Source organism: Pseudomonas sp. CF161 (genome assembly GCF_000416215.1).
GTDB lineage: Bacteria > Pseudomonadota > Gammaproteobacteria > Pseudomonadales > Pseudomonadaceae > Aquipseudomonas.
On sequence record NZ_ATLP01000126.1, the window covers coordinates 66,728 to 89,421 of the forward strand.

At 63.8% G+C, this 22,694-nt stretch carries 23 protein-coding genes; 12 read left to right on the plus strand and 11 right to left on the minus strand.

Translation table 11 applies throughout. From position 1 onward, the window contains the following. Positions 1-223: 223 nt before the first annotated feature. A complete protein-coding gene (locus CF161_RS30520; protein WP_020300496.1) occupies positions 224-3,100 on the plus strand; it encodes a GLUG motif-containing protein in 2,877 nt (958 codons plus the stop codon). A 110-nt stretch (positions 3,101-3,210) separates the two neighbouring features. Here the strand turns inward: CF161_RS30520 and CF161_RS30525 are convergent, their stop codons facing one another. From CF161_RS30525 to CF161_RS30540, 4 genes are all read right to left on the minus strand, one after another. Further along, entirely contained in the window at positions 3,211-4,149 is a 939-nt protein-coding gene (locus CF161_RS30525; protein WP_020300497.1) for a LysR family transcriptional regulator, read from the minus strand. Between the two features lie 166 nt (positions 4,150-4,315). Next, positions 4,316-5,227 carry a DMT family transporter gene (locus CF161_RS30530; RefSeq protein WP_020300498.1) on the minus strand — a complete coding sequence of 304 codons (912 nt, stop codon included), beginning with the start codon at positions 5,225-5,227 and terminating at the stop codon, positions 4,316-4,318. A 16-nt stretch (positions 5,228-5,243) separates the two neighbouring features. Then, a complete protein-coding gene (locus CF161_RS30535) occupies positions 5,244-6,428 on the minus strand; it encodes a cyanate transporter (protein WP_020300499.1) in 1,185 nt (394 codons plus the stop codon). 172 nt (positions 6,429-6,600) lie between these two features. Then, positions 6,601-7,377 (minus strand): transporter substrate-binding domain-containing protein, encoded by a 777-nt coding sequence (locus tag CF161_RS30540; protein ID WP_020300500.1) that lies wholly within the window; start codon positions 7,375-7,377, stop codon positions 6,601-6,603. Positions 7,378-7,867: 490 nt separating this feature from the next. On the opposite strand from CF161_RS30540, the gene CF161_RS30545 reads away from it, so the two are divergent. The 5 genes from CF161_RS30545 (at position 7,868) to CF161_RS30565 (ending at position 12,615) form a co-directional block, all read left to right on the plus strand. Beyond that, positions 7,868-9,247, plus strand: a complete 1,380-nt coding sequence (locus CF161_RS30545) for a glutamine synthetase family protein (RefSeq protein ID WP_020300501.1) — start codon at positions 7,868-7,870, stop codon at positions 9,245-9,247. An 82-nt stretch (positions 9,248-9,329) separates the two neighbouring features. Continuing rightward, a complete protein-coding gene (locus CF161_RS30550; RefSeq protein ID WP_020300502.1) occupies positions 9,330-10,010 on the plus strand; it encodes a class I SAM-dependent methyltransferase in 681 nt (226 codons plus the stop codon). Positions 10,011-10,132: 122 nt separating this feature from the next. After that, positions 10,133-11,266: a ribonuclease D gene (gene rnd / locus CF161_RS30555; protein WP_020300503.1), complete on the plus strand. Its 1,134-nt coding sequence runs from the start codon at positions 10,133-10,135 to the stop codon at positions 11,264-11,266. Beyond that, positions 11,263-11,556: a YcgL domain-containing protein gene (locus CF161_RS30560; protein ID WP_020300504.1), complete on the plus strand. Its 294-nt coding sequence runs from the start codon at positions 11,263-11,265 to the stop codon at positions 11,554-11,556. Before rnd ends, CF161_RS30560 begins: the two co-directional genes overlap by 4 nt. 126 nt (positions 11,557-11,682) lie before the next feature. Beyond that, the gene (locus CF161_RS30565) at positions 11,683-12,615 is read left to right on the plus strand and encodes a D-2-hydroxyacid dehydrogenase (RefSeq protein WP_020300505.1); all 933 of its coding nucleotides are present in this window, start codon (positions 11,683-11,685) and stop codon (positions 12,613-12,615) included. 160 nt (positions 12,616-12,775) lie between these two features. Here the strand turns inward: CF161_RS30565 and CF161_RS30570 are convergent, their stop codons facing one another. Beyond that, complete coding sequence (locus CF161_RS30570; protein ID WP_020300506.1) at positions 12,776-13,369, minus strand: nitroreductase family protein; 594 nt, start codon at positions 13,367-13,369, stop codon at positions 12,776-12,778. Between the two features lie 277 nt (positions 13,370-13,646). Between CF161_RS30570 and CF161_RS30575 the strand changes: the two genes are divergently transcribed. After that, complete coding sequence (locus CF161_RS30575) at positions 13,647-14,096, plus strand: YcgN family cysteine cluster protein (RefSeq protein WP_020300507.1); 450 nt, start codon at positions 13,647-13,649, stop codon at positions 14,094-14,096. A 54-nt stretch (positions 14,097-14,150) separates the two neighbouring features. Next, the gene (locus tag CF161_RS30580) at positions 14,151-15,389 is read left to right on the plus strand and encodes a hypothetical protein (RefSeq protein ID WP_020300508.1); all 1,239 of its coding nucleotides are present in this window, start codon (positions 14,151-14,153) and stop codon (positions 15,387-15,389) included. A 64-nt stretch (positions 15,390-15,453) separates the two neighbouring features. On the opposite strand, the gene CF161_RS30585 is transcribed toward CF161_RS30580, so the two are convergent. The 4 genes from CF161_RS30585 to CF161_RS30600 all read right to left on the minus strand — a co-directional run bounded on the left by CF161_RS30585 (position 15,454) and on the right by CF161_RS30600 (position 17,724). Next, positions 15,454-15,831, minus strand: a complete 378-nt coding sequence (locus CF161_RS30585; RefSeq protein ID WP_020300509.1) for a DUF2892 domain-containing protein — start codon at positions 15,829-15,831, stop codon at positions 15,454-15,456. Positions 15,832-15,913: 82 nt separating this feature from the next. Next, the gene (locus tag CF161_RS30590) at positions 15,914-16,381 is read right to left on the minus strand and encodes an RNA methyltransferase (RefSeq protein ID WP_020300510.1); all 468 of its coding nucleotides are present in this window, start codon (positions 16,379-16,381) and stop codon (positions 15,914-15,916) included. 244 nt (positions 16,382-16,625) lie between these two features. Continuing rightward, on the minus strand, positions 16,626-16,988 hold the full coding sequence (locus CF161_RS30595) for a YajD family HNH nuclease (RefSeq protein ID WP_020300511.1): 363 nt from the start codon (positions 16,986-16,988) through the stop codon (positions 16,626-16,628). Between the two features lie 49 nt (positions 16,989-17,037). After that, on the minus strand, positions 17,038-17,724 hold the full coding sequence (locus CF161_RS30600; RefSeq protein ID WP_020300512.1) for a spermidine synthase: 687 nt from the start codon (positions 17,722-17,724) through the stop codon (positions 17,038-17,040). 76 nt (positions 17,725-17,800) lie between these two features. Between CF161_RS30600 and CF161_RS30605 the strand changes: the two genes are divergently transcribed. Next, positions 17,801-18,106, plus strand: a complete 306-nt coding sequence (locus tag CF161_RS30605) for a hypothetical protein (RefSeq protein WP_020300513.1) — start codon at positions 17,801-17,803, stop codon at positions 18,104-18,106. On the opposite strand, the gene CF161_RS30610 is transcribed toward CF161_RS30605, so the two are convergent. Both CF161_RS30610 and CF161_RS30615 read right to left on the minus strand, forming a co-directional pair. Then, positions 18,103-18,576 (minus strand): cyclic nucleotide-binding domain-containing protein, encoded by a 474-nt coding sequence (locus CF161_RS30610; RefSeq protein WP_020300514.1) that lies wholly within the window; start codon positions 18,574-18,576, stop codon positions 18,103-18,105. The two genes, CF161_RS30605 and CF161_RS30610, sit on opposite strands and share 4 nt — an antisense overlap. Before the next feature lie 102 nt (positions 18,577-18,678). Continuing rightward, entirely contained in the window at positions 18,679-20,733 is a 2,055-nt protein-coding gene (locus CF161_RS30615; RefSeq protein ID WP_020300515.1) for a S9 family peptidase, read from the minus strand. A gap of 100 nt (positions 20,734-20,833) precedes the next feature. On the opposite strand from CF161_RS30615, the gene CF161_RS30620 reads away from it, so the two are divergent. The 3 genes from CF161_RS30620 to CF161_RS30630 are packed head-to-tail and all read left to right on the plus strand — an operon-like array spanning position 20,834 to position 22,694. After that, positions 20,834-21,331, plus strand: coding sequence for a hypothetical protein (locus tag CF161_RS30620; protein ID WP_020300516.1), 498 nt, complete (start codon positions 20,834-20,836; stop codon positions 21,329-21,331). A 32-nt stretch (positions 21,332-21,363) separates the two neighbouring features. After that, on the plus strand, positions 21,364-22,140 hold the full coding sequence (locus tag CF161_RS30625) for a class II glutamine amidotransferase (RefSeq protein ID WP_020300517.1): 777 nt from the start codon (positions 21,364-21,366) through the stop codon (positions 22,138-22,140). Positions 22,141-22,151: 11 nt separating this feature from the next. Continuing rightward, entirely contained in the window at positions 22,152-22,694 is a 543-nt protein-coding gene (locus tag CF161_RS30630) for a DUF2937 family protein (RefSeq protein ID WP_020300518.1), read from the plus strand.

Below are 22,694 nucleotides of genomic sequence, written 5' to 3' on the forward strand. Positions count from 1 at the left end.
CTGGCCATCGCGCTGCAACCCGATGCGTTGGCGCAGAACGCGTGCCATCTCACGGAGGGCAGCGCAGTTCACTTTTACTTTTGTGTACTCACTGAGCGGTGTGCAGTCGGCGCAGTGTTTTGCCTGCTGGCCTGGTGTTGCGTGCGCCTGTATCGCTTTTTTGAAAGCCTCCGGGCCTCAGAGGGAGTGCCGCTCAGGGTGTTTTTTAATCAACGGAGTGGTTATGAACAAAATTTATGCGTTGGTCTGGAATCAGGCCCAGGGCTGCTGGAATGTGACCCACGAAGGCGCACGTCGCCGTCGGCGGGCAGGCAGTGGCAAAGGCCTGCTTGTGGCGCTGGCCAGTGTTCTGACAATCGGCGGGCTGCCCTCCGCGTTCGCCTTGCCGAGCGGAGAGACGCTGGTATCGGGAACCGCGGATATCCTGAGGTACAACGAGCAGCAGCAGATGTCCATCAATCAGCACACTGAGAAGCTGATCCTCAACTGGGACGATTTCAGTGTGGGCGGCGGTCAGACGGTGACCTTCAACCAGCCGAACTCGACCTCTATTGCGTTGAACCGGGTCATCGGTTCTAACGGCAGTAATATCCAGGGGCGGATCAACGCCAACGGCCAGGTGTTCCTGATCAACCCTAACGGTGTGGTGTTCAGCAAGAGTGCTCAGGTCAATGTCGGTGGCCTGGTGGCCTCGACCCAGGACATGAAAAACGCCGACTTCACGGCGGGCAACTACAGGTTTTCCGGCACTTCGACGGGCAATATGGTCAACGAAGGCTCCATCACTGCGGCGGATGGCGGCAGCGTGGCCCTGATCGGCAGAACCGTTGACAACCAAGGCACCATCACCGCGCAGAACGGGCGCGTGGCATTGGGCGCAGGCGATGGCTTCACGGTCAGCTTCGACAGCAACAACCTGTTGGACCTGAAGGTCGATGCCGCCGCGATCGATGCGCTGGTGAGCAATGGCGGGCTGCTCAAGGCCGATGGCGGGCAAGTCGTGATGACCGCCAAGAGCGCTGGCGCGATGCTCAATACCGTGGTCAATAACACGGGCGCCATTGAAGCCCTGACCTTGTCGAACAAGGCCGGGAAAATCACCCTGGACGGTGGCGACGTAGGCGTGGTGAAGGTCGCGGGTTCATTGGGCGCCAGCGCCCTGACCGCGAAAGGCGCCGGTGGCGTGGTCGAGACCAAGGGCGCTATCACTCAGGTGGAACGAGACACTCGGGTCAACACCACGGCAGCTTACGGCAAGAGCGGCACCTGGAAAATCAGCTCTGCCGAGGTCAAGGTTGATCCAACCTCCACGCCAGGGAGCAGTACCATCCATGTCGATACGCTGTCGCGCAACCTGGCGACGACCGAGATCGAACTGGCCAGTAGCAAGGGCGACGTGGTGGTAAACGACGCTCTCGTCTGGGACAACAGCAAACGACTGATCCTTTCGTCGGCCAAGGACATTCACCTTAATAAAAGCCTGAATGGCCGTGGGGACGCTACTCAGGTCCTGCTCAATGCCAAGGGCAGCATCAAGCTCAATAGCCATGTGCAGCTTTCCGGGATCTTCAGCAGTCTTGTGCTCAATTACGCTGGCAATTTTGTCTCGGGTGCGAACGGTCGGGTGACCCTCGCGGGCAGAGGTGCCATGTTTGCCGCCAACGGTGCCGAGTACACCGTCATTCAGAACGCCGCGCAACTGCAAGCGATCAATAACAACCTGCAGGGGCGTTATGTCCTGGGGCAGGCCATCCACGGCAACGGCACCCTCCAGTCCATTGGTGATGGAAAGCAGGCGTTCAGCGGAGTCTTCGAGGGGCTGGGCAACACCATCAGCGGCTTTACCATCGATACTGACGGCGCCTACGGCGGCCTGTTCGCCAGGTCGAGCGGCAGTATCAGTAACCTCCTGCTCGCCTCCATGCGTATCAACGGCGCAATGTATGCCCCCGGTGCCTTTGTCAGTGTTGTTGGCGGTTTGGTCGGGCTTAACAGTGGCAGTATCGCCAACGTCAGTGCCAGCGACTTTACGGTGGACGCCAACAGCCACCAGAAAAATATTGTCGGCGGGCTGGTAGGGATCAACTCCGGCGGCACCATCGATCATTCGTCCATGGCGGGGTCGGTGACTGGCAACCAATTCACCGTTGCAGCGGGCGGTCTGGCAGGGGAGAACGCCAATAGCCTCGCCGCTACCGGCTCCGTGACCAACAGTTGGACCCAGGTCGATGTCAGCGCGAGCCCAGGTGCTTATACCGTTGGAGCGGCGGGCGGTCTGGGCGGGCTGGTTGGTGTCAACAAGGGCGGGAGCATTGTCGATTCATCCAGCTTTGGCAGGGTTGGCCAGGATGCCAGTCGTGACCGTTACAGCGGCCTTAGCGTTGGTGGGCTGGTGGGTGTCAACCAGGGGGGCCGGATTGAGCGCTCCCGTTCATCCGCGGCGGTAATCGGCTTCGTCAACGGCATAGCAGGCGGTCTGGTCGGTTCCAATCATTCCGGCGTTATCAGGGATTCCGAGGCTCGCGGCGCGGTAGTGGGTTACGGCTCAGCAACGGTCGGGGGCCTGGTCGGGTTGAATCAGAACAGCGTGTTGTTCAAGGTCAAGGCCAGCGGTCCGGTTGTTGGGCAAAACGACTCGAATGTCGGTGGCCTGATTGGCCAAAACATAGAGAGCGATATCCAGCAGGCCGAGGCATCAGGCAACGTGACAGCTCGCCGGGGCGCGCGTGTTGGTGGGCTTATCGGCCATAACTCCGGTGGTACTGCGCAGAACGTCTTAGCCAGCGGTGATGTCCTGGCTGGCGACAATAGCGTTGTCGGCGGCCTGGTCGGACAGAACGAGGGCCGGATCATCAACGCAACGAGCAGTGGCCAGGTCCGTGGCGGCAGGTTTGCCTCGCTGGGTGGTCTAGCCGGCGTGAACCTGGGCCATATTGCTCAGTCTTCAGCCTTGGGCCGCGTTAACGTCCTCGCGAACGCGGGCCAGAACTACGGCAGCCTGGCCGGTATCAACCGCGGTTCTCTGACCGGTAACACGGTTTCGAGCGGGTTGGCCCAGCTGCCGCTGGCCGGCATCAACCAAGGGGTAATCAGTCACTGATGAGGAGCGCCCGCTGCTAGCGGGCTGGTAACGTCGGGTACGCCGTCGCCACAACCGGTGTGCCCGAACCCACCGTTCAACGCCGCCATTGGCCACTGAACGGGCCGGGACTAGAGCAACCCCTGCTCGGCACACACTTGCACCACCTGCTCTCGAAACCAGGTGTTGGCCCGGTCCTGATCGGTGATCGGGCTCCATTGCATATCCAGAGTGAACCCTGGCAAGCCGCTGGGGGGCGAGCAGTGGCTGAACAGCGTATCGCTGGCCAACAGTGCCTGGACGCGGCGCGGCAGGGTCAGGATGAAGTCGGTGCCGGTAATCAACTTCAGCGCGGCGCCATAGCTGTTGGCCCGGGCGACGATCTGCCGTTTTTGGGCCTGGCTCGCCAGCCAGCCATCGACCATGTTGCTGTCCGATGTCCAGGGCGTGGGGAACACATGACGCCGTTCGACAAACCCCTGCAGGCTGAAGCGCGGCTGCTGGGGCGCAGTGGCGCGTTTGTCGAACACGCACACCAGTTCGTCCTCCAGCAGCATCTGCGACTTGAAGTCGGCGTGGGTGCGGTGGAAGTTGGGCCCGAAGCAGATCACCAGGTCCAACTGGCCGCTGCGCAGTTCCTCGGCGGGGATGTCGGTTTCCAGCTTGTGCACATTGACCGTCACCGGCAGGTCGGCAACATCGAATTGCTTGAGCAGGCGCGGCAGAATCAGCAGCTCGAAATACTCTGGCGCGCAGATGTTGAAGGTCACGGCCTGACGGATCGGGTCGAAGGCCTGGGCCCCGGAATGGCAGAGGTTGATGCTTTCGAGGATCTTCAGCACATGGCTGTACATGGTGCTGGCTTTGTAGGTGGGACGCATGCCGGTGCGGGTGTTGATGAACAGTTCGTCCTCAAAGGCGTTGCGCAGTTTTTTCAGGCAATAGCTGACGGTCGACTGGCTGACGCACAGGCTTTCCGAGACCCCGGTGACGCTGCTCTGCTCGTACACGGCGATAAACACCATGAGGTCCTGCATATCGAGCTTTCTAAGCAAGTTGCTGTTGAGCATCAGATCCATCTCGTTGAGCTTGGCGCCGGGTGAACGCAAGGGCGTCTGATGCTAACGCAGCGATGGAGCTGATTAAATGCCTGCTTTGGGGCGGGCGGACAGCAGAGAGACAAAACCTTCCGTGAACACGACCTGCGCGGTTTTGCGTACGTCGCGCACGGCCGCTTCAGCCCAGGGCAGGCGTGCTGCGGCGGCTGAACAGGATCAGGGCGAGCATGCCCCCCGCCACCAGCAGGGCGCCGAGCAGCTCGGTCGGCAACGGCGACTGGCCGAGCCAGACCCAGTGGAACAGGGTCAGGAACAGGGTGCTGAGGTAGATGTAGGAAATCACCGTGGCCGGGGCGATCACGCCGATGGCCCGATGCAGCAGCCAGAAGGTGGCGAGGGTGGCGAACAGGGCCAGGTAGATCAGCCACAGCAGGTCGTTGCTCGTCAGCTGCCCGGCGCTGCGCCAGCCACCGCTGAACAGGCAGAAGACCAGCAGAAACAGCGCCCCGAACAGCATGTTCCAGAAGGTCATGGCCGCCGGGCTGCGGCCTTTGAGGTGGCCGGCCTTGAAGCGTTGGCTCAGGGGCGAGTACAGCGCCATGGCCAGGCAGCCCAGGCCATAGACCGTCATCGCGTACAGCGAAGGCATGGCGTTGGGCCCGCTGCCCTTGACGATCAGCAGCACCGCCCCGGCCGCTGCGATCAGCGTCGGCAGCACCCGCTGCCGAAGGCTGTTGCCCGGCAGCAGGACCCCCTCGAACAGCAGGGTCAGCAACGGCACCAGGGTGAACAGGGTCCCGGTATTGACCGCCGAGGTGTAGCGCAGGGCTTCGAACAGCGAGCCAAAATACAGCGCCAGCAGCAGCCCCAGCACCCCATGGTCACGCAGCCCGCCGCGGGTCATGGGGGTCGAGCCCTTGAGCAGCAGCAAGGGCAAAAACATCAGTGCGGAAAACAGCAGGCGCAGGCCGGTCAGCAGCACCGGGTCGATGCCCTGGCCGACCTGGGCGGCGGCGAAGAACGAGGCGGCGATCAGCACGGCCCAGAGCAGCATGCCGATATGGGCGCTGCTGAAGCTTGTGGGTTGCATGGGGGCGTCCTGTCGGTCAGTGAATGTGCCGGGCGTAATGCCGCGGGTCGAAGCGCAGCACCATCAGCAGCATCAGCGCCATGACCGCGGTCAGCGACCACCAGGCCCATTCGAAGCTGCCCAGATGATCGCGGATCATCCCCGCCAGCAGCGGCGAGAGGCCGGCGATCAAGTAACCGATGCCCTGCACGAAAGCGGTCAGGCCCCCGGCGCGGCGCGGGTTTTCCAGGTGATCGAGGGACACGATCAGGCTCATCGGAAACAGCCCGCCAATGCCCAGGCCCAGCAGGCAAGGCCACAACAGGCTCAGGTGTTGCGGGCTGAGGATCAGGCCGCAGAAGCCGGCGATGATCAGCAGCAACAGCACGCTGAGCACCAGGCGCCGGTCCTGGCTGCGGTTGGCAATGGCCGGGGTGATCAGCCCGGACACCACTTCCATGGCGGTGAGAAAGCCCAGCAGCAGACCGGCGTTCTGCTCGCTCCAGCCCTGCTCCACGTAATAGGGCGCAAGCCAGGCCAGCACGCAGGTGTAGGACGCCGTGCCGAGGCCGAAGAAAATCGCCAGCAGCCAGGCCCGGCGATTGCCGAAGAACGACTCATTGCCCGCCGCCGCTGCCGGCAACCGGGGCATGGCGGACCGCTGGGCGTACCAGAACAGCAGGGCCAGCACCGCCAGCCCGGCCCAGATCGCCAGGCCCAGGCGCCAACTGCCGCTGCGGCTCATCACCAGTGGGCCGAATGAGGCGGCGATGGCGGCGCCGCCCATGATCGAGGTGACGTACAGGCCCATGAACAGCGAGACGTTGTGAGTGAAGCGCGACTTGATCAGCGCCGGCATCAACGACTGGATCAGGGCAATGCCGACCCCGGCCAGCACCGCGCTGAGAATCAGCTCGGCGGCGGAATCGAGGAACAGCCGCGACACCGTGGCCAGGCCAATGATCAGCAGCGAAATGACCACGGTGCGCTGGTCGCCCAGGCGCTGGCTGATGCGCATGCCGAAGAACATCGCCAGGCCCATGGCCATGACCGGGAGCATGGTCAGCAGCGAAGCGGCGCTGAAACTCAGCGCAATATCGCCGCGTATTGCCGACAGCAATGGGCCGACGGCCGCCATCGACGGCCGCAGATTAAGGGCCACCAGCACCACACTGAGCATCAGCCAGACGGCGGGGCGGGTTGTCGCACGAACGTTTTCCATAACCAGACCTTGAGGGAACAGGGCCTGATTAGGCGGCGCCGGGCAAAAGAGGGCAAATCAGAAAGTCGGCCGGCTTATTTAAAAATTAAATAAGACCTCGAACCCGCTGCACGAACCCCAACGTCGAAATAGGGACTCGGCAGCGGTTACAGGTATGCGCTGTGTTTCCGGTTCAGGGCGCGGCCAACCACTGATTGACCACGCCGTCATAGAAACCGGTGGCCTTGCTCAGGTGCAGCCACTGGTCGACGTAGCTTTTCCAGGCCACATCGTCGCGGGGCAGGAGGAAGGCTTTCTCGCTGTATTGCAGGTAGCGCTCGGGGTTGACCGCACACAGGCCCGGCTTGAGCTTCTGCTGGAAGCGCGCCTCCGAGGCATCGGTGATCATCACGTCGGCCTTGTTCGCCAGCAGTTGCTCGAAGATCGTCACGTTGTCCGGGAACAGGGTCAGCGCGGCGTTGGGCAGATGGGCCCGGGCGAAGACCTCGTTGGTGCCGCCCGGTGGCTCGATCAGGCGCACCGAAGGCTGGTTGATCTGCTCCACCGTCTGGTAGCGCGCAACGTCGGCGCAGCGCACCAGGGGAATCTTGCCGTCGACCCCGAGGGTGTCGCTGAAGAACGCCTTTTTCTGTCGCTCCAGGGACACCGAAATACCGCCCACCGCGATGTCGCACGTGTTGGCCAGGAAGTCCGGCATCAGCGTCTTCCAACTGGTTTTCACCCACTTCACCTCCACGCCCAGGCTTTTTCCCAGGGACTGGGCCATGGCGATGTCGATGCCTTCGTAGCGGCCGTCGTCGCGCAGGTAGGTGTAGGGCTTGTAGTCGCCGGTGGTGCAAACGTTCAGCTGGCCGCGTTCGATGACCTGGTCCAGGTGCGAGACGCTGGGCTCGGCCAGGAGCGGGGTGCTGAGGGTGAGCAATGAGCAGAGTAAAAGACGTGGGTGCATGCGGTCCGATCCTTGAGTGCTGCCGGGGAAGAAGAGGGCGCGGGCATTATTTACATCGGCGTGCGGCGCGGGCAAGCCTCGATCCGCTCAGGGCCCGTGGCGGGTCCATTGTTTAGCCATTTTGCAACCAAGGTTCTTCAAGTGTGGATTTAACGGCTTATGGCGGCGTGTGAGTCTGCCCGGCATCTGTTGTCTGCGGTTTTTCCTATGGACGCTTGGCCCGCTGCGATCAAACCCGAGGTTGTGCCTGGTGCGCCTGCACCCTGCCGTCAGCCCCGTCCTCGCTGCACGCCCGCCACTGCGCCCAAACTCTGTGCTCTGCCTTCCGAACTGGCCTTCTGGGCGCTGTGGCATTGCCGCCATGCGCGCCCGCCGGATGCTCGTATTGCCTGTTGATTCCTCACACGGATAGCCGTTTGCCCGCTGCGGCGCGCGCTGTCTGCACGACGCCGCCTGCGCGCGGGTCCGACACGCCAATACGAGAATGACCATGCCTGCCAACACTCCTTTTGCCCCCTTGCAAGAAGCCGAGGATTTTCTTCAGCAGCACCCGGATATCGAGATGTTCGAATTGTTCATCCTCGACAACAACGGCGTCCCGCGTGGCAAGTTGCTGCACCGCGACGAACTGTTGGCGGTGTACCAGAGCGGCCGGCCACTGCCGAGCACCATCCTGGGCCTGACCATCAACGGCGACGACGTGGAAAACTCCGGCCTGGTCTGGGACGTGGGGGATATCGATTGCCGCGCCTACCCCCTGAGCGGCAGTTTGCAGCCCATGCCCTGGCGGCAGATTCCCACCGCCGCGGTCCAGGTCAGCATGCACCCGGAGCAAGGCTTGCCGGCCACCGTGGCCGACCCGCGGCAGTTGCTGGTCAAGGTCATCGATGGCCTCAAGGCCGACGGCTATTACCCGGTGATGGCGGCCGAGCTGGAGTTCTACCTGCTGGATCAGCAGCGTGACAGCAACGGCCGGCCGCAACCGGCACGGGATGCCGATGGTGGCCGGCCGCGAGCGACCCAGGTCTATGGCCTGCGCGAGCTGGAGCAGATCGAACCGTTCCTCGCCGACCTCTATAGCGCCTGCAAGCTGCAGGGCATTCCGGCGCGCACGGCGATTTCCGAGTACGCGCCGGGGCAGGTGGAGATCACCCTCGAACACCGCGCCGATGCCTTGCAGGCGATGGACGAGGCGGTGCGCTACAAGCGCCTGGTCAAGGGCGTGGCCCACAAGCACGGGATGCGCGCGTGCTTCATGGCCAAGCCGTTCGCCGACCTGGCCGGCACCGGGATGCACATGCACGTGAGCATTGCCGACCGGCACGGCAACAACCTGTTCGCCAGCGAGGCGAGCGATGGCACGCCACTGCTGCGCCACGCGGTGGGCGGCATGCTCGACACCTTGCTCGACTCACTGCTGCTGTTTTGCCCGAACGCCAACTCCTACCGGCGTTTCCAGAGCAACAGCTATGCGCCGCTGGCCGCCACCTGGGGCGTCGACAACCGCACCGTAAGCCTGCGGGTGCCGGGCGGGCCGGCGTTTTCCCGGCATATCGAGCACCGCATCTGCGGCGCCGACGCCAACCCCTATCTGGCGGCCGCCGCCATCCTGGCGGGCATTCACCGCGGCATCCGCGAGCAGAGCGACCCCGGCGCGCCGGTCGAGGGCAACGGTTATGCCCAGGCCACGCATGTGCTGCCCACCGACTGGCTGACCACCTTGCGCGCCCTCGAGGCTTCGGCCTGGGCCCGGGATGCCTTTGGCAGTGAGTTCCTCGGGGTCTACCTGGCAGTGAAGCGCGAGGAGTATCGGCAGTTCATGGGCGAGGTCGGCGAGCAGGACTGGCGCTGGTATTTGAACGAGGCCTGAGGGCGGACGCGGCTTTCGACCTTTTTTTCACGAACGCCTGGTTAATCTGCTACGACCCGCACCCACCAAGAGTTCGCGAGTCATGTCAGCGCAACCCCCATCGGCCATGGAACGTGAGTTCGCCCGGCGTTACGACCAGGAGCACGCGCGCGACTGCCTGCAACAGCGTCCGCTGAAAGCCGGGGCGCGCCTGGCGCTGTGGCGCAGCGAGCAGCTGGTGCGCCAGGCCCTGAAAATGGCCGGCGAACCGGGGTTGATCCTGGACGTGGCATGCGGGGCGGGGCGTTTCTGGCCGGTGTTGGCCGAGCATGGCAACCGGGTGATCCTGGCGGCCGACAACTCCCAGGACATGCTCGACCACGCCCAGACCCATCACCCGGCCAGCGTGCTCAAGCGGGTCAAACCCTTCCAGAGTTCGGCGTTCAACATCGGCTTGTCGGCCAATGCAGTGGATTGCATCTGCTGCCTGCAGTTGTTCCAGCACCTTGCCAGCGGTGAACATCGCCTGGCGCTGTTGCGCGAGTTTCACCGGGTCAGCCGCGACGCGGTGATCGTCGCAGCGCGGGTCGATAGCCGTTGCAGCGCCCTGCAACGGTTCCTCGAAAAGCCCCGCAGCCTGGTTCCGGACGGCGCGCCGCTGCTGGCCGGCAAAGTGCAACTGGAAACCGAATTCCAGCAGGCCGGTTTCGAGGTGTTGAGCCACCATGACTTCATTCCCGGCTGCGCCGCGTCACGGGTTTACGTGCTGCGCAAGCAAGAGTGAGCCGGTTATCTCAGACTATTCTTGAGCTCTGTAAGGCAATTTCGCACGTGCCTCGTCGAGTCAGTGCTCAGAAGTTGCCGGTGGCGATATATACTGCGCGCCATTCTTCAAGGGAGAGCCGTGTGGCCATCGATATTCACTGGATTCGCGACAACGATAGCCTCGGCCGCTTTTGCGCCGAGTGGCAGCAGCTGCCATTCGTCGCCCTCGACACCGAATTCATGCGGGTCGACACCTTCTACCCCATCGCCGGCCTGTTGCAGATTGGCGACGGCCAGCGTGCTTACCTGATCGACCCGTTGACCATCGACGACTGGCAGCCCCTCGCGGCGCTGCTGGAGAACCCGGCCGTGGTCAAGGTGGTGCATGCCTGCAGCGAGGACCTTGAAGTCCTGCTGCGCCTGACTGGCAGCCTGCCGGCGCCCTTGTTCGACACCCAACTGGCGGCGGCTTACCTGAACCTGGGCTTCTCCATGGGCTATTCGCGCCTGGTGCAGTCGGTCCTGGGGATTGAGCTGCCCAAGGGCGAGACCCGTTCCGACTGGCTGCAACGCCCGCTGTCGGAAACCCAGATCAGCTACGCCGCGGAAGACGCGGTGCACCTGGCCGAAGTCTATGTGCAACTGCAGCCCAAGTTGTCGGCCGATAAATACAGCTGGGTGCTCGAAGACGGCGCCGAGTTGGTGGCCAACCTGCGCCGCGAAGTGGACCCGTACGAGGTGTACCGCGACGCCAAGCTGGCCTGGAAACTGTCCCGGGCCCAACTCGCCGTGTTGCGCGAACTCTGCGCCTGGCGCGAGATCGAGGCCCGGGCTCGCGACCTGCCGCGCAACCGTATCGTGCGCGAGCATTCGCTCTGGCCCCTGGCCAAGAGCCAGCCGGACAACCTCGGCGCCTTGGCGAAAATCGAAGACATGCACCCGCGTACCGTGCGTCAGGACGGTGAGTTCCTGCTGGACCTGATCAAGCGTGCCGGCAGTGTCGGGCCTGATCAATGGCCGCCGGCGGTGCCGGAGCCCTTGCCGATCGAAGCCTCGGCCCTGCTCAAGCAGATGCGCGCCCTCGGCCAGGCCGAAGGCGAACGCCTGGACATCGCCCCGGAACTGATGCTGCGCAAGAAAACCCTGGAAAGCCTGCTCAAGAGCGGCTACCCCAACGGTCCTTACCAATTGCCCGATTCGTTGCGTGGCTGGCGCCGCGAATTGATGGGCCAGGCCTTGCTCGACTGCCTGGCCGCCGCCGGAGAACAGCCTTGAAACGTATCTGCTCCATCTACCGCAGCCCGCGCAAGAACGAGATGTACCTGTATGTGCTCAAGAGCGATGCCCTGGAGCGCGTGCCGGAAAACCTGCTGCTGGCCTTTGGCAAGCCGTTTCACGCCTTCGACCTGGTGCTGAGCCCCGAGCGCAAGCTGTCGCGCGAGGACATCCAGCAAGTGCTGGAGAACCTGGAGAAGCAGGGCTACCACCTGCAGATGCCGCCGGCCGAAGACGAATACATCGAGCATTTGCCCGAAGAGTTGCTGCGCCGTAATGACCCGATGTGATGGATGCCTGTAGATGCTCTGTCCAGGGCATCGAGAAATAATGGAATTGAATATCTGGCGGTGGCCGCGAGCGATGGAGCAAGACTCCGTCGGCGGTCACCCGCGCCTTTTTGATAGGTTTGAACCATGCGCGTTCTGATTGCCGAACACGATCACGCTATTTATGCCCGTTTGTTGAGCCAGGCCGTTCCCGAACTGCACGTGCTGACCAGCGGTGACTCCGCCGAACTGGCGACCCTGGCCGCCGATTGCCCGATCTGGCTCGGCCAGCCGGACCTGCTGGCCACCCTGTTGCGCCAGGGCCATCAGCCGCAGTGGCTGCAATCGACCTGGGCCGGAATCACCCCGTTGCTCGCCGACGGTTTGCCGCGTCATTACCGCCTGACCCGGGCGGTGGGGATTTTTGGCCAGGTCATGGCCGAATACGTACTCACCTACATGCTCGGTCACGAGCGTGAAGTGCTGGCGCGACTGGTCAGCCAGGTTGAGCGCAAGTGGGATAACCGCCTGGGCCAGAGCCTGGCCGGGCGCAAGGTGCTGATCGTCGGCACCGGTGATATTGGCCAGAGCGTGGCGCAGTTCCTAGTGCCGTTTGGCGTGGAGCTGTATGGCATCGCCAGTGAAGCCCGGGAGCAGGCGCCGTTCGTTGAAGTGGCGGCGCTCAAGGACCTGGGGCGTTTGGTGGGTGAGGTCGATTACGTGATCAACCTGCTGCCCAATACCCCGGAGACCCACGACCTGTATGACGCGGCGCTGTTCAAGCAGTTCAAGCCCAGCGGCCTGTTCATCAACGTTGGACGCGGCGTGGCGGTGGTCGATGCGGATCTGGTGGAGGCGCTCAAGGAGGGCCATCTGGCGGGGGCGGTGATCGATGTCTGCCGTCAGGAACCCTTGCCGCAGCGCCATCCATTCTGGACGGCCTGGGGCCTGTTGCTGACCGGCCACAGCTCGGCGCCGACTTCACCGGAGATGATGGTGCGGTTGTTCGTCGATAATCTGCGGGCCTACCAGAGCGAACAGGCGCTGCGCGGTGAAGTGGACTTCAACCGCGGTTACTGACCCGCCCCGGCAGCGGCGACTGTAGCCGCTGCCGCAGGCTGCGCTGGCCCGTTCAAATAACGCGCCAGTGCCTGACACCCCACGGTGTGCATGCCGGCCAGCGCGGCCTCGTGCCTCGGCAGCGGCTACACAACGTGTTCAGAAGGGTACTGGTGTCGATTTACAGGGTGAACTCACCCTCGGCCGCCAGTTCGCGCAATGGGCGGCGCGGGCTTGGCTCTTCGCGTGCTTGCAGGTACTCGGCGAGGGTCGCCTTGTCGCCCAGCTTGCCCACGGCCACGGCCGCGTGCAGGTCATACCCTTCGGGGATCTTCAGTTCCTTGCGGGTCAGTTCCTGGTCGAAACCGGCCATGCCGTGGGTGTGCCAGCCGCTGATGCTGGCTTGCAGCGCCAGGTGGCCCCAGGCCGAACCGGTGTCGAAGGTGTGCCACAGGGCTGGGGTTTCTTCGGTTGCGCCGGGCGCGGTGAAGGTGGTTTTCGAAATCACGATCACCAGGGCCGAGGCGTGTTGCGCCCAGCCACGGTTGAATTCGTTGAGCAGACCCAGGAAACGTTCCCAGTTCGGCGTGTCGCGACGGGCGTAGAGGAAGCGCCATGGCTGCGAGTTGTAGGCCGATGGCGCCCAGCGTGCGGCTTCGAAAAAGCTCAGCAGGGTTTCTTCGGGGATGGTTTCACCGGTGAAGGCGCGGGGCGACCAGCGATCGGTGAACTGAGGGTGGATGGCATATTCGGCGACGCGTGGGTTGGCGCTCATAAAACGACTCCTGACGGACTGTGATAATCGAATGTGGGGTAAACCGGCTGGCGCAGTTGAGCTGGGCGATGAGGTTTTCCTGGCCTTTTGCAACTCACCGGGTGCGACGCGTCGAGCGTTAATGGCACGCGGACATAGGCCGTTACGACGGGCAAAGCTACTGCGCGGCGTATCGCCTGACAAGTCTTGATCTACCGACAGTCGCCAGCGCTTGGCCCCAAGGCCCGCGGGCACTAGACTGGCGGCCTTTTCACTGCCTGATATTGATGCTTGAGCCATGGCCGCCAAAGTAGAACCCTTCTGGATACGCAAGACCCTCGACCAACTCGATCAGGAGGAGTGGGAGTCGCTGTGCGACGGCTGTGGCCTGTGCTGCCTGCAAAAGCTTGAGGATGAGGACGACAACAGCGTCTATTACACGCGTATCGCCTGCAAACTGCTGGACCTGAAAACCTGCCAGTGCACCGATTACCCCAACCGCCGCGACTCGGTGCCGGACTGCATCCAGCTCACCCCGGGCAAGGCCGACGAGTTCAAATGGTTGCCGCCGACCTGTGGTTATCGCCTGGTCAGTGAGGCCAAGGACCTGCCGCTGTGGCACCACCTGGTCTGCGGCGATCGCGATGCCGTGCACCATGAGCGCATTTCCCAATCCGGGCGCATGCTCGCCGAAGGCAGCGTGGCCGAGGACGATTGGGAAGATCATCTGATTTTTCGCGCCGGCTGATGCCCGGTGCCCAGGCCGCGATCGGCGGCCTGCATGAGCCACGAAGGAGTGTGTATGGCTGTTGGGGCAAGGCTGTCGCTGGCCGCGCTGGCGCTGGCGCTGAGCGCGCCGGTATGGGCGGCGAAGAAAGTCGATCTGGATTACCACGTGCGTTTCCTGCCGCAGAGCGATCAGGCCGAAGTGCGCCTGACCCTGGGCGATGGGGCGGCGGTGCGTAGCCTGGACTTCGATCTGGGCCGCAGCGGTGATTACAGCGACTTCCAGGCCGACGGCCAATGGCAGGGCACGGCGCCCCAGGCCGGGGCCGAGCAACGCGGGGTCTGGCGCCCGGCCAGTGGCAAGGCCAGTCTGAGCTATCGGGTACGCATCAGCCACAGCCCGAAAAAGGGCAGTTTCGACAGCCGCATGACCGCCAAGTGGGCGCTGTTGCGCGGTGAAAGCCTGGTGCCGGCGGCCAAGCTCGATCAGCAGGACGGCATCGAGCTGGTTTCGCGGCTGGAGTTTGAATTGCCCAGCGGCTGGAAAAGCGTCGAAACCGCCTGGCCACGCATCGGCAAGAACCGTTTTCGCATCGACAACCCCTCGCGCCTGTTCGATCGCCCCAGCGGCTGGATGCTGGCCGGCAACCTGGGCAGCCGCCGCACACGCCTGGGGGAAACCGAGGTCACGGTCACCTCGCCCCTGAGCCAGGGCATGCGCCGCATGGATGTCCTGACCCTGCTGACCTTTGTCTGGCCCCAGGTGCAGGCGCTGTTTCCACGGCATCCGGACAAACTGCTGATTGTCGGCGCCGCCGACCCCATGTGGCGCGGCAGCCTGGCCGGGCGCGATTCGATCTACCTGCACAGCCATCTGCCGCTGATCAGCGAAAGTGGCAACAGCCCGCTGTTGCGTGAGTTGGTGCAGGTGATTGCGCGAATCAACGACAGCGAGCGCAGCGACTGGATCAGCGAAGGCCTGGCCGAGTACTACTCGATCGAGCTGCTGCGCCGCGCCGGCGGGATCAGCGATGAGCGTTACCAGACCCTGGAGCGTGGGCTGGCCAAGCGCAGCCACGCCGTCAGCAGTTTGCGCGGGGAGCAGGTGAATGAGGCGACGGTGGCCAAGGCGGTGTTGCTGCTGCAGGAGCTGGACCGCGAGATCCGCCTCAAGACCCGCAACAAGCGCTCTCTGGATGATGTGCTGGGCGCGCTGATGCGCCTGGAAAGCGTCAGCACCCAGGAGTTCGTGCAGATCAGCGAAAGCGTGCTGGGAGAGTCGTCGACGGTGCTGGATAACGACCTGTTGCACTGACCTCGCCAAGCCTGAGCCCGGCGCCCACGCGGCAAGCGCGGGTGCCGGTGTCAAGCGTCAGGGTTTAAACCCCGGCTTTGGGGGACTTCAGCGATTCGTTGCCGGTGACTGTCGCGGTGCGGGTCGCCGCCTCGGCATTGGCCTTGAGGTTTTTCAGTTCTTCTCCTGCGCGTTCGATTTTCGCCCGCACGTTGTTCATGTCCTGGCGGCTTTTCTCCAGCAGGCTTTTCGCCGAGCTGTGGCCGGTAATGCCACGAGCCAGGGCGACCCCGCCGATGGCCACCTGAATCAGGCCGAACACGCCACCACGGCGCAGGCCCTTGCCCATCATCACCACGCCACCGGCCAGCGAGCCGATACGCTCCCAGCCCTGGACGTTCTGCTCAGGCAGGGTTTGAAACGGGGTGGAGTCGATGCGTTGAATCCGGTTGCTGTCGCTCATGATCTGTCTCCAGAGGGGGGAATGGATATAAAGCTGACTGCACAAGGGCGTCGCTTGTTCCATTCAATGTGCGGGCGGTGGCTCAGAATTTGGGGCCGGAGCGGGTGTTGTTGCCTTTGGCCAGGCGGTCGTAAAGCACCACGTTGACGGTGGCGGCGAGGTTCATGCAACCGGTGGTCGGGATGTACACCACGTCTTCGCACCAGTCACGGATGTCCTTGTCGAGGGAGCCGTCCTCCGGGCCGAAAATGTACAGCGCGCGGTCCGGGTGCGTGTATTCGGGCAGCGCGCGCGCGCCTTCCACCAACTCCACCGCCACCGGCACGCAGCCCAGAGGCAGGATCTTCTTCAGGTCGTCGATGCCGATCAGCGGGATGTCCTGATGCACCTTCTTGGTGTCGGTGACAAAGTCCCGGGCCCGTTCGTAGCGCTTGCCGGTGTAGAACACCGAGGCGACGCCATAGCAACCGGCGGCGCGCATCACCGAACCGACGTTCTCCGGCGACTTGGGGTTATACAAACCAATGCAGCTGTACCTTTTGTTTGCCACGAGCGGGGAGCCTTCGAGAAAAAGCGCGATTATACGGGGATTGCCCCAAGCCAGGGGGGCGGGATGGCGTGCTGTTTGTGGCGGGGGGGCTTGTTCCCGCCGAAGCCGAGCTGGCACTGCCGCGCGAAGCGGCCGCACACCAGTCGGCGGGATCTTCAATCAACCGTGCGGAGCCGGATTTGCCGCGGTCGCGCAATCGAGCGGGAGCAAGCGCCCTCGCCACCCAACGAATCTGCCGGGCGGCTTACTCGTCTTTCTTCATCAGCCCCGCCAGCGCGGCGAAGGGGTTGTGGGTGGCCTTGGCGATGGTCGGGGAGCTCAGGGAGCCGTCGCCGAAGTACTGCTGGTCGGTGTAGCGCGAGTGCTCGTTGTCGTGGCAGTACAGGCACAGCAGTTCCCAGTTGGAACCGTCCTGCGGGTTGTTGTCGTGGTTGTGGTCGCGGTGGTGCACGGTCAGTTCGCTCAGGCGCTTGCCGGCGAACTCGCGTGCGCAGCGCCCGCAGACGTGGGGGTACATCTTCAGGGCCTTGTCGCGGTAACCCATTTCCCGGTCGCGCTGGGCGTCGGCGAGGATACGGTCCAGTTTGGAGGTGTTGGTCGAACTCATGGGTTCACCTTTGTAGGAAGACTAATGACGGTAATGGACGAAGTTTAGCTCAGCCCTTGAGCTTCTCGGCAATCCAGATGGTGTGCCGGGTGCCCTTGTTGCCATGGGCGAAGACTTGCACTTCCTCGGCCTTGAAGCCGGCCTTGCGCAGCTTGTCGGAAAACTGTTTGTCGGCACTGGCCGACCACACCGCCAGCACGCCCTTGGGCCGCAGGGCCTTGGCGCAGGCCGCGAGGCCGCCGGCCGAATACAGCCAGCTGTTGGCTTTCTGGGTCAGGCCTTCGGGGCCGTTGTCGACGTCGAGCATGATGGCGTCGAAACCCTGGGGTTCGGCTTGCAGCACCTTGGCCACATCTTCCAGGCGGATCACGGTGCGGGGATCGAGCAGCGGGCGCCCGGATTTCTCTCCCAGGGGGCCGCGGTTCCATTCCACGACGCCCGGCACCAGCTCGGCCACCACCACTTCAGCGCTCTTGCCCAGGTGCTTGAGGGCCGAGGCCAGGGTGAAGCCCATGCCCAGGCCGCCAATCAGTACCCGTGAGCCCGGGCGTCCGGCGACCTTGCGGCAGGGGATCTCCGCCAGGGCGTCTTCGGAACCGTGCATGCGCGTGTTCATCAACTGGCCGCCGTCACCGCCCTGGATCTTGATCACGAAATCCTCGCCGTATTCGAACAGGCACAGGGCACCGCCGTTTTCAGGAATCGGGGTGGTGTCGAGCAGAACGAAACGTTTCATGAGGGTCTCATTAGAGGAAGGCAAATCGGCCCGGTTGGGAGTAGCCTGACGGCTGATAATTGCGATGGAGCCATTGATGAAGCGCACTATTCTAACGGTCATTGCCCGCGGCGCGCTCTTGCTAAGTGCGGCGCTGTCGATCAGCGGCCTGCAGGCCGAGGAGCTGCAAAGCGTCCCGGTGACCCCGACGCCGGCCATCGGCGCACCTGGCACTGCCACCCCGACCCCCTACCCGCAGGTCACCCCACCCAGCACGCCCAAGGCCGGGGCCCATGGCGGCGCGCCGTTGCTGCCGCCGATCGACATGCCCAAGCCGCCCAAGGACCAGACCTTGCCGGGCCTTGAGCAGAGCGAGAACAAGAGCAAGACCCCAGGCGGCTAGAACTGTTGCGAGAGCAATTGCCCGTCGGCCATGCGCAGGCGCCTGGACAGCGACACGGCGATGGCACGAATGATCTTGGCGGCGATTTTCGGCGCATCGTTGAGCATCTTCTCCAGGGAGTCCTTGCCCAGGTTCAACAGCTGACAATCGCTGGCGGCGACGCAACTGGCCGAGCGTCGCTCGCCGTCGAGTACCGCCATTTCACCGAACGCTCGGCCACTGCGCAGGGTGGCGATGGTCACGGGCTGGCCGTCGCTGGTGCGTTTTTGTACCGCCACCTGGCCGGAGTGGATGATGCACATGAAACTGCCGGCATCGCCCTCGTGAAAGATTTCTTCGCCCTGGGCGATGCTGCTGATGCTGAAGTAGCCGGCCGCCGCTACGAAGTCGGCGGGCAGGAGTTGATCGAACAGGCCGCAATCCATCAGCCAGTCGCGAATCTCGTTGTTCAATAAGGTCGGTTCAGACATATCGTCACGGTCTTTTTCTTGTGTCTGTAGCGGGTCCGGGCGCGCTTGATCGCGCGAGGAGCCGGCGGTGCAATGTAAGACACAGCCGCCGGCGGGAGTTCCTCAGGCCAGGCCCAGAATCTTCAAAACAAATGCATATTCGAGTGCTACGTCACGCAATCCCTGGTAACGCCCGCTCATGCCGCCATGGCCGGCACCCAATTCGGTCTTGAGCAGCAGCAGGTTGTCGTCGGTTTTGCTGGCGCGCAGCTTGGCCACCCATTTCGCGGCTTCCCAGTACTGCACGCGGCTGTCGTTGTAGCCGGCGATCACCAGGGTCGCCGGGTAGGCCTGGGCCCGGACGTTTTCATAGGGCGCGTAGGCCTTGATCCGATCAAAGACCTCGGGCTCCTCGGGGTTGCCCCATTCGTCGTATTCGGTGACGGTCAGCGGCAACTCGGGGTCGAGCATGGTGTTGAGCACATCGACGAACGGCACCTCGGCAATCGCCGCCTTGAACAGCTCGGGGCGTTGATTGAGCACGGCGCCGATCAGTAGGCCGCCGGCGCTGCCGCCGCTGATTACCAGCTGGGCCGGGCTGGTCAGGCCCTCGGCGATCAGGTGTTCGGCGCAGGCGATAAAGTCGCTGAAGGTGTTCTGCTTGTGTTCCTGCTTGCCGGCGCGGTACCAGGCCTCGCCCAGCTCACCGCCGCCGCGCACGTGGGCGATGGCAAAGGCCACGCCACGCTCGAGCAGGCTCAGGCGGGCGTGGGAGAACCAGGGGTCGAGGCTCTCGCCGTAGGCGCCGTAGCCATACAGGTACAGCGGCGTCGGCTGGCCCAGGGCTTCGCGCTTGACCACCAGGCTGATGGGCACCTGGGTGCCGTCCGCGGCGGTGGCCCACAGGCGCTGGCTGACATAGGCCTCGGGGTCGAACACGCCCAGTACCGGGGTCTCCTTGAGCACGCTCTGGGCGCCGCTGGCCAGTATCAGCTGGCGCACCTGTGCCGGACGGTTCAGGGCTTCGTAGCGCAGGCGGATGCGATCGCTGACGAACTCCAGGCTGTTCTGCACATGCAGGCTGTAGGCCGCATCCGGCAGTTGCACGCGGTAGGCGGGCAGGCCGTCGGGGTGCACCTCGATGATCGGCAGGCCGCCTTCGCGCAGGCTCAGGGTCATGGCGCCGGCGTTCAGGCTCAGGCCATCGAGCATCACCGTGTCGCTGTGGGGGATGAGTAGTTGCCAGTCGGCTTCTTCAGGCGCCTGGCCCAGGTCCGGGGCCTGGTACAGGGCGTAGTTGATGCCGTCGCGGTTGCTGCGGATAAACCAGGTCCACTGGCCGTCGAGCAGGCCGTGGTCGACATCGTATTCATGGTCCTCGACCCGTGGCGCCAGGCAGGCGAAGGCCTCTTGCGGCCGCGAGGCATCCAGGGCCCAGACTTCGCTGGTGGTCTTGCTGCCCAGGGACAGCAGCAACTGGCGCTCGGAACTCGAGCGGTAGCAGTGCAGGAAAAAGCGCCCGTCCGGCTCGTGGAACACCTCTTCGGCCGCGGTGCCGTCCAGGCGATAGCGGTACAGCTTGTGTGGGCGATGGGTGTCGTCCAGCTCGCCGAAAAACAGGGTCAGGCTGTCGTTGGCCCAGGTCATGCTGCCGTCGCAGTCCTCGAACGCCAGCTCGCTGAGCTTGCCGTTGGACAGCTCCTTGACGAACAGGGTGTAGACCTCTTCGCCGGTGGTATCGAGGCTGTAGGCCAGGCGCTGGTGGTCGGGGCTGATGCTGAAGGCGCCCAGGGAAAAGAACCCGCCGCCGGCCAGTTCATTGGGGTCGAGCAGCAGTTGTTCGGCGCTTTCGTCGACGCTCAGGCTGTCGTCGGCCGGGCGCGGGCAGCGGTAGTGCCGCGCGTACTCGTCGCCGGCGGTGGTGCGGGTGTAATACAGGTAGGGGCCCCAAGGCGAGGGCAGGGACAAGTCGGTTTCGAGGATCCGGCCCTTGATCTCCTGGAACAGGGTCTCGCGCAGCGCGGCCTGGTCGGCCAATGCGCTTTCCTGGTAGCTGTTTTCAGCCTTGAGGTAGTCGAGCACCGCGTCGGTGTCGCGTTCCTGCAGCCAGGCGTACGGGTCAGAACCTTCGGCCTTGTGGGCGATCGGGGCGCTGGTGGCGTTGGCGGATAGGGGCATGAATGGCTCTCGGGGGATGACAAATGAGGGCTTGGCAGACGGCGTTGCAGCCTGACATGCGAAAAGCCGTTATCATAAGCGCCTCTTTGCCTGCCTTGCCATGGACACCATGACCGAGAACGACTATCTGATCGCCTGGGGCCTCTACGCCTTTGCCGCCTTGGGCTGCCTGCTGGTGTGCATGCGCATGACCAGTTGGATGTGGCGCTGGCTGCGTGAACCGCTACGGGTGCTGGTGGCGGTGCTGCTGTTCAGCCCGACCATCATTGACCCGGTCAAGGAAAAGTACGCTCCGGCCGTGGCCATCACCGCCCTGGACCTGGCGTTCAAGGTCGGCAACAACGCCTGGCGCGCGGTTTCCGACCTGTTGATGTACGGCATGATCGCCTTTGGCCTGTACCTGGTCTTTGTGCTGATCCGCTGGCCGATCGAACGTGCATCCGCTGCACGCAAGGAACGCAACGAAGCCGCCAAGGCCGCTGCCCAGGCCGCCGAGCGTGATGATGATCAACCCTTTGGCGGCGCCGGCGACGATCGTTATGGTCGCCCTCCGGTTTCCGGCAGTCCCCAGCGGTCGCGCGTCGAACCGCGTTTGTAAGCCTGTACCGGCATTGAAGCGAGAGTCCGAGCATGTGTGAGTTATTGGGCATGAGCGCCAATGTCCCGACCGATATCGTGTTCAGCTTTACCGGGCTGATGCAGCGCGGCGGCCGTACCGGTCCGCACCGTGATGGTTGGGGCATCGCTTTCTACGAGGGCCGCGGTCTGCGCCTGTTCCAGGATCCGGCGGCCAGCTGCGAGTCGGAAGTGGCCAACCTGGTGCAACGCTATCCGATCAAGAGCGAAGTGGTGATCGGCCATATTCGCCAAGCCAACGTCGGCAAGGTCTGCCTGTCCAACACCCATCCCTTTGTCCGCGAGCTGTGGGGGCGCAACTGGTGTTTCGCCCATAACGGCCAGTTGGCCGACTTCCAGCCGGCGCCGAGTTTCTACCGCCCGGTGGGCGATACCGACAGCGAAGCGGCGTTCTGTGACCTGCTCAACCGCGTGCGTGCCGCGTTCCCAGAGCCGGTGGAGGTCGAGGAACTGCTGCCGTCGCTGGTGGCGGCCTGCGCCGAATACCGCAGCAAGGGCGTGTTCAACTGCCTGCTCAGCGACGGGGACTGGCTGTTCTGCTATTGCTCGACCAAGCTTGCGCAGATTACCCGGCGCGCGCCTTTCGGCCCGGCGCGCTTGAAGGATGTCGATGTGATCGTCGACTTCCAGGCCGAGACCACGCCCAATGACGTGGTCACGGTGATCGCCACCGAACCTCTGACCGAAAACGAAACCTGGACCCGTTACGAACCGGGCCAATGGAGCCTGTGGCGGCGCGGCGAATGCGTCAGCCACGGCCAGACCGAATAAGGACATCCCCTATGTTGCTCAGTTATCTGCGGCTGGTGTTGTTTGCAGCGGGCCTGTTGATTGGCGTGCAAGTGCCGGGTTTTATCAGCGATTACGCCAAGCGCGTCGAAGCCCACCTGATCGAGGCGCAAACCGGCCTGCAAGGCTTCCAGGGCACAGCCCAGCAGTTTTTCAAGGGCGACCTGCAAGCCCTGGTGGCGCATTACCGCGCCAGTGACGACCCGGTGTTCCGCAGCGATGCCGACAGCCTGAGCGCGATGCTCAACCGCCAGTTGGCGCTGGACAAGCAGTTCCAGGCGATGCAGGGCCCGTGGTACATCCGCGTGCTGCAGGTGGCGCTGGCGGCCGATCCGGATATCCGCCAGGAAACCTGGAACGGCTACAGCTATCAGATCCTGCTGACCCCGGAGGCGATGATCTGGGGCATGAGCGGCGCCTTGCTGCTGTCGTTCGGCATCGAGTGCCTGTTCCGCCTGATCGACTGGGTGGTGCTCGGTGGCAAGCGCCTGCGCCAGAGCCGGCCGATCGAAGAGCGTGACTTGCGCGGTCTGTAA

Bases quoted from the DNA above. Each gene is read 5' to 3' on its own strand.
- CF161_RS30520 (WP_020300496.1), top strand. From the start codon at position 224: ATGAACAAAATTTATGCGTTGGTCTGGAATCAGGCCCAGGGCTGCTGG.
- CF161_RS30630 (WP_020300518.1), top strand. From the start codon at position 22,152: ATGTTGCTCAGTTATCTGCGGCTGGTGTTGTTTGCAGCGGGCCTGTTG.
- CF161_RS30550 (WP_020300502.1), top strand. From the start codon at position 9,330: ATGTCAGCGCAACCCCCATCGGCCATGGAACGTGAGTTCGCCCGGCGT.
- CF161_RS30530 (WP_020300498.1), bottom strand. From the start codon at position 5,227: ATGCAACCCACAAGCTTCAGCAGCGCCCATATCGGCATGCTGCTCTGG.
- CF161_RS30580 (WP_020300508.1), top strand. From the start codon at position 14,151: ATGGCTGTTGGGGCAAGGCTGTCGCTGGCCGCGCTGGCGCTGGCGCTG.
- CF161_RS30525 (WP_020300497.1), bottom strand. From the start codon at position 4,149: ATGCTCAACAGCAACTTGCTTAGAAAGCTCGATATGCAGGACCTCATG.
- CF161_RS30595 (WP_020300511.1), bottom strand. From the start codon at position 16,988: ATGAGTTCGACCAACACCTCCAAACTGGACCGTATCCTCGCCGACGCC.
- CF161_RS30625 (WP_020300517.1), top strand. From the start codon at position 21,364: ATGTGTGAGTTATTGGGCATGAGCGCCAATGTCCCGACCGATATCGTG.
- CF161_RS30545 (WP_020300501.1), top strand. From the start codon at position 7,868: ATGCCTGCCAACACTCCTTTTGCCCCCTTGCAAGAAGCCGAGGATTTT.
- CF161_RS30605 (WP_020300513.1), top strand. From the start codon at position 17,801: ATGAAGCGCACTATTCTAACGGTCATTGCCCGCGGCGCGCTCTTGCTA.
- CF161_RS30620 (WP_020300516.1), top strand. From the start codon at position 20,834: ATGGACACCATGACCGAGAACGACTATCTGATCGCCTGGGGCCTCTAC.
- CF161_RS30540 (WP_020300500.1), bottom strand. From the start codon at position 7,377: ATGCACCCACGTCTTTTACTCTGCTCATTGCTCACCCTCAGCACCCCG.
- CF161_RS30610 (WP_020300514.1), bottom strand. From the start codon at position 18,576: ATGTCTGAACCGACCTTATTGAACAACGAGATTCGCGACTGGCTGATG.
- CF161_RS30570 (WP_020300506.1), bottom strand. From the start codon at position 13,369: ATGAGCGCCAACCCACGCGTCGCCGAATATGCCATCCACCCTCAGTTC.
- CF161_RS30585 (WP_020300509.1), bottom strand. From the start codon at position 15,831: ATGAGCGACAGCAACCGGATTCAACGCATCGACTCCACCCCGTTTCAA.
- CF161_RS30575 (WP_020300507.1), top strand. From the start codon at position 13,647: ATGGCCGCCAAAGTAGAACCCTTCTGGATACGCAAGACCCTCGACCAA.
- CF161_RS30535 (WP_020300499.1), bottom strand. From the start codon at position 6,428: ATGGAAAACGTTCGTGCGACAACCCGCCCCGCCGTCTGGCTGATGCTC.
- CF161_RS30565 (WP_020300505.1), top strand. From the start codon at position 11,683: ATGCGCGTTCTGATTGCCGAACACGATCACGCTATTTATGCCCGTTTG.
- CF161_RS30615 (WP_020300515.1), bottom strand. From the start codon at position 20,733: ATGCCCCTATCCGCCAACGCCACCAGCGCCCCGATCGCCCACAAGGCC.
- CF161_RS30600 (WP_020300512.1), bottom strand. From the start codon at position 17,724: ATGAAACGTTTCGTTCTGCTCGACACCACCCCGATTCCTGAAAACGGC.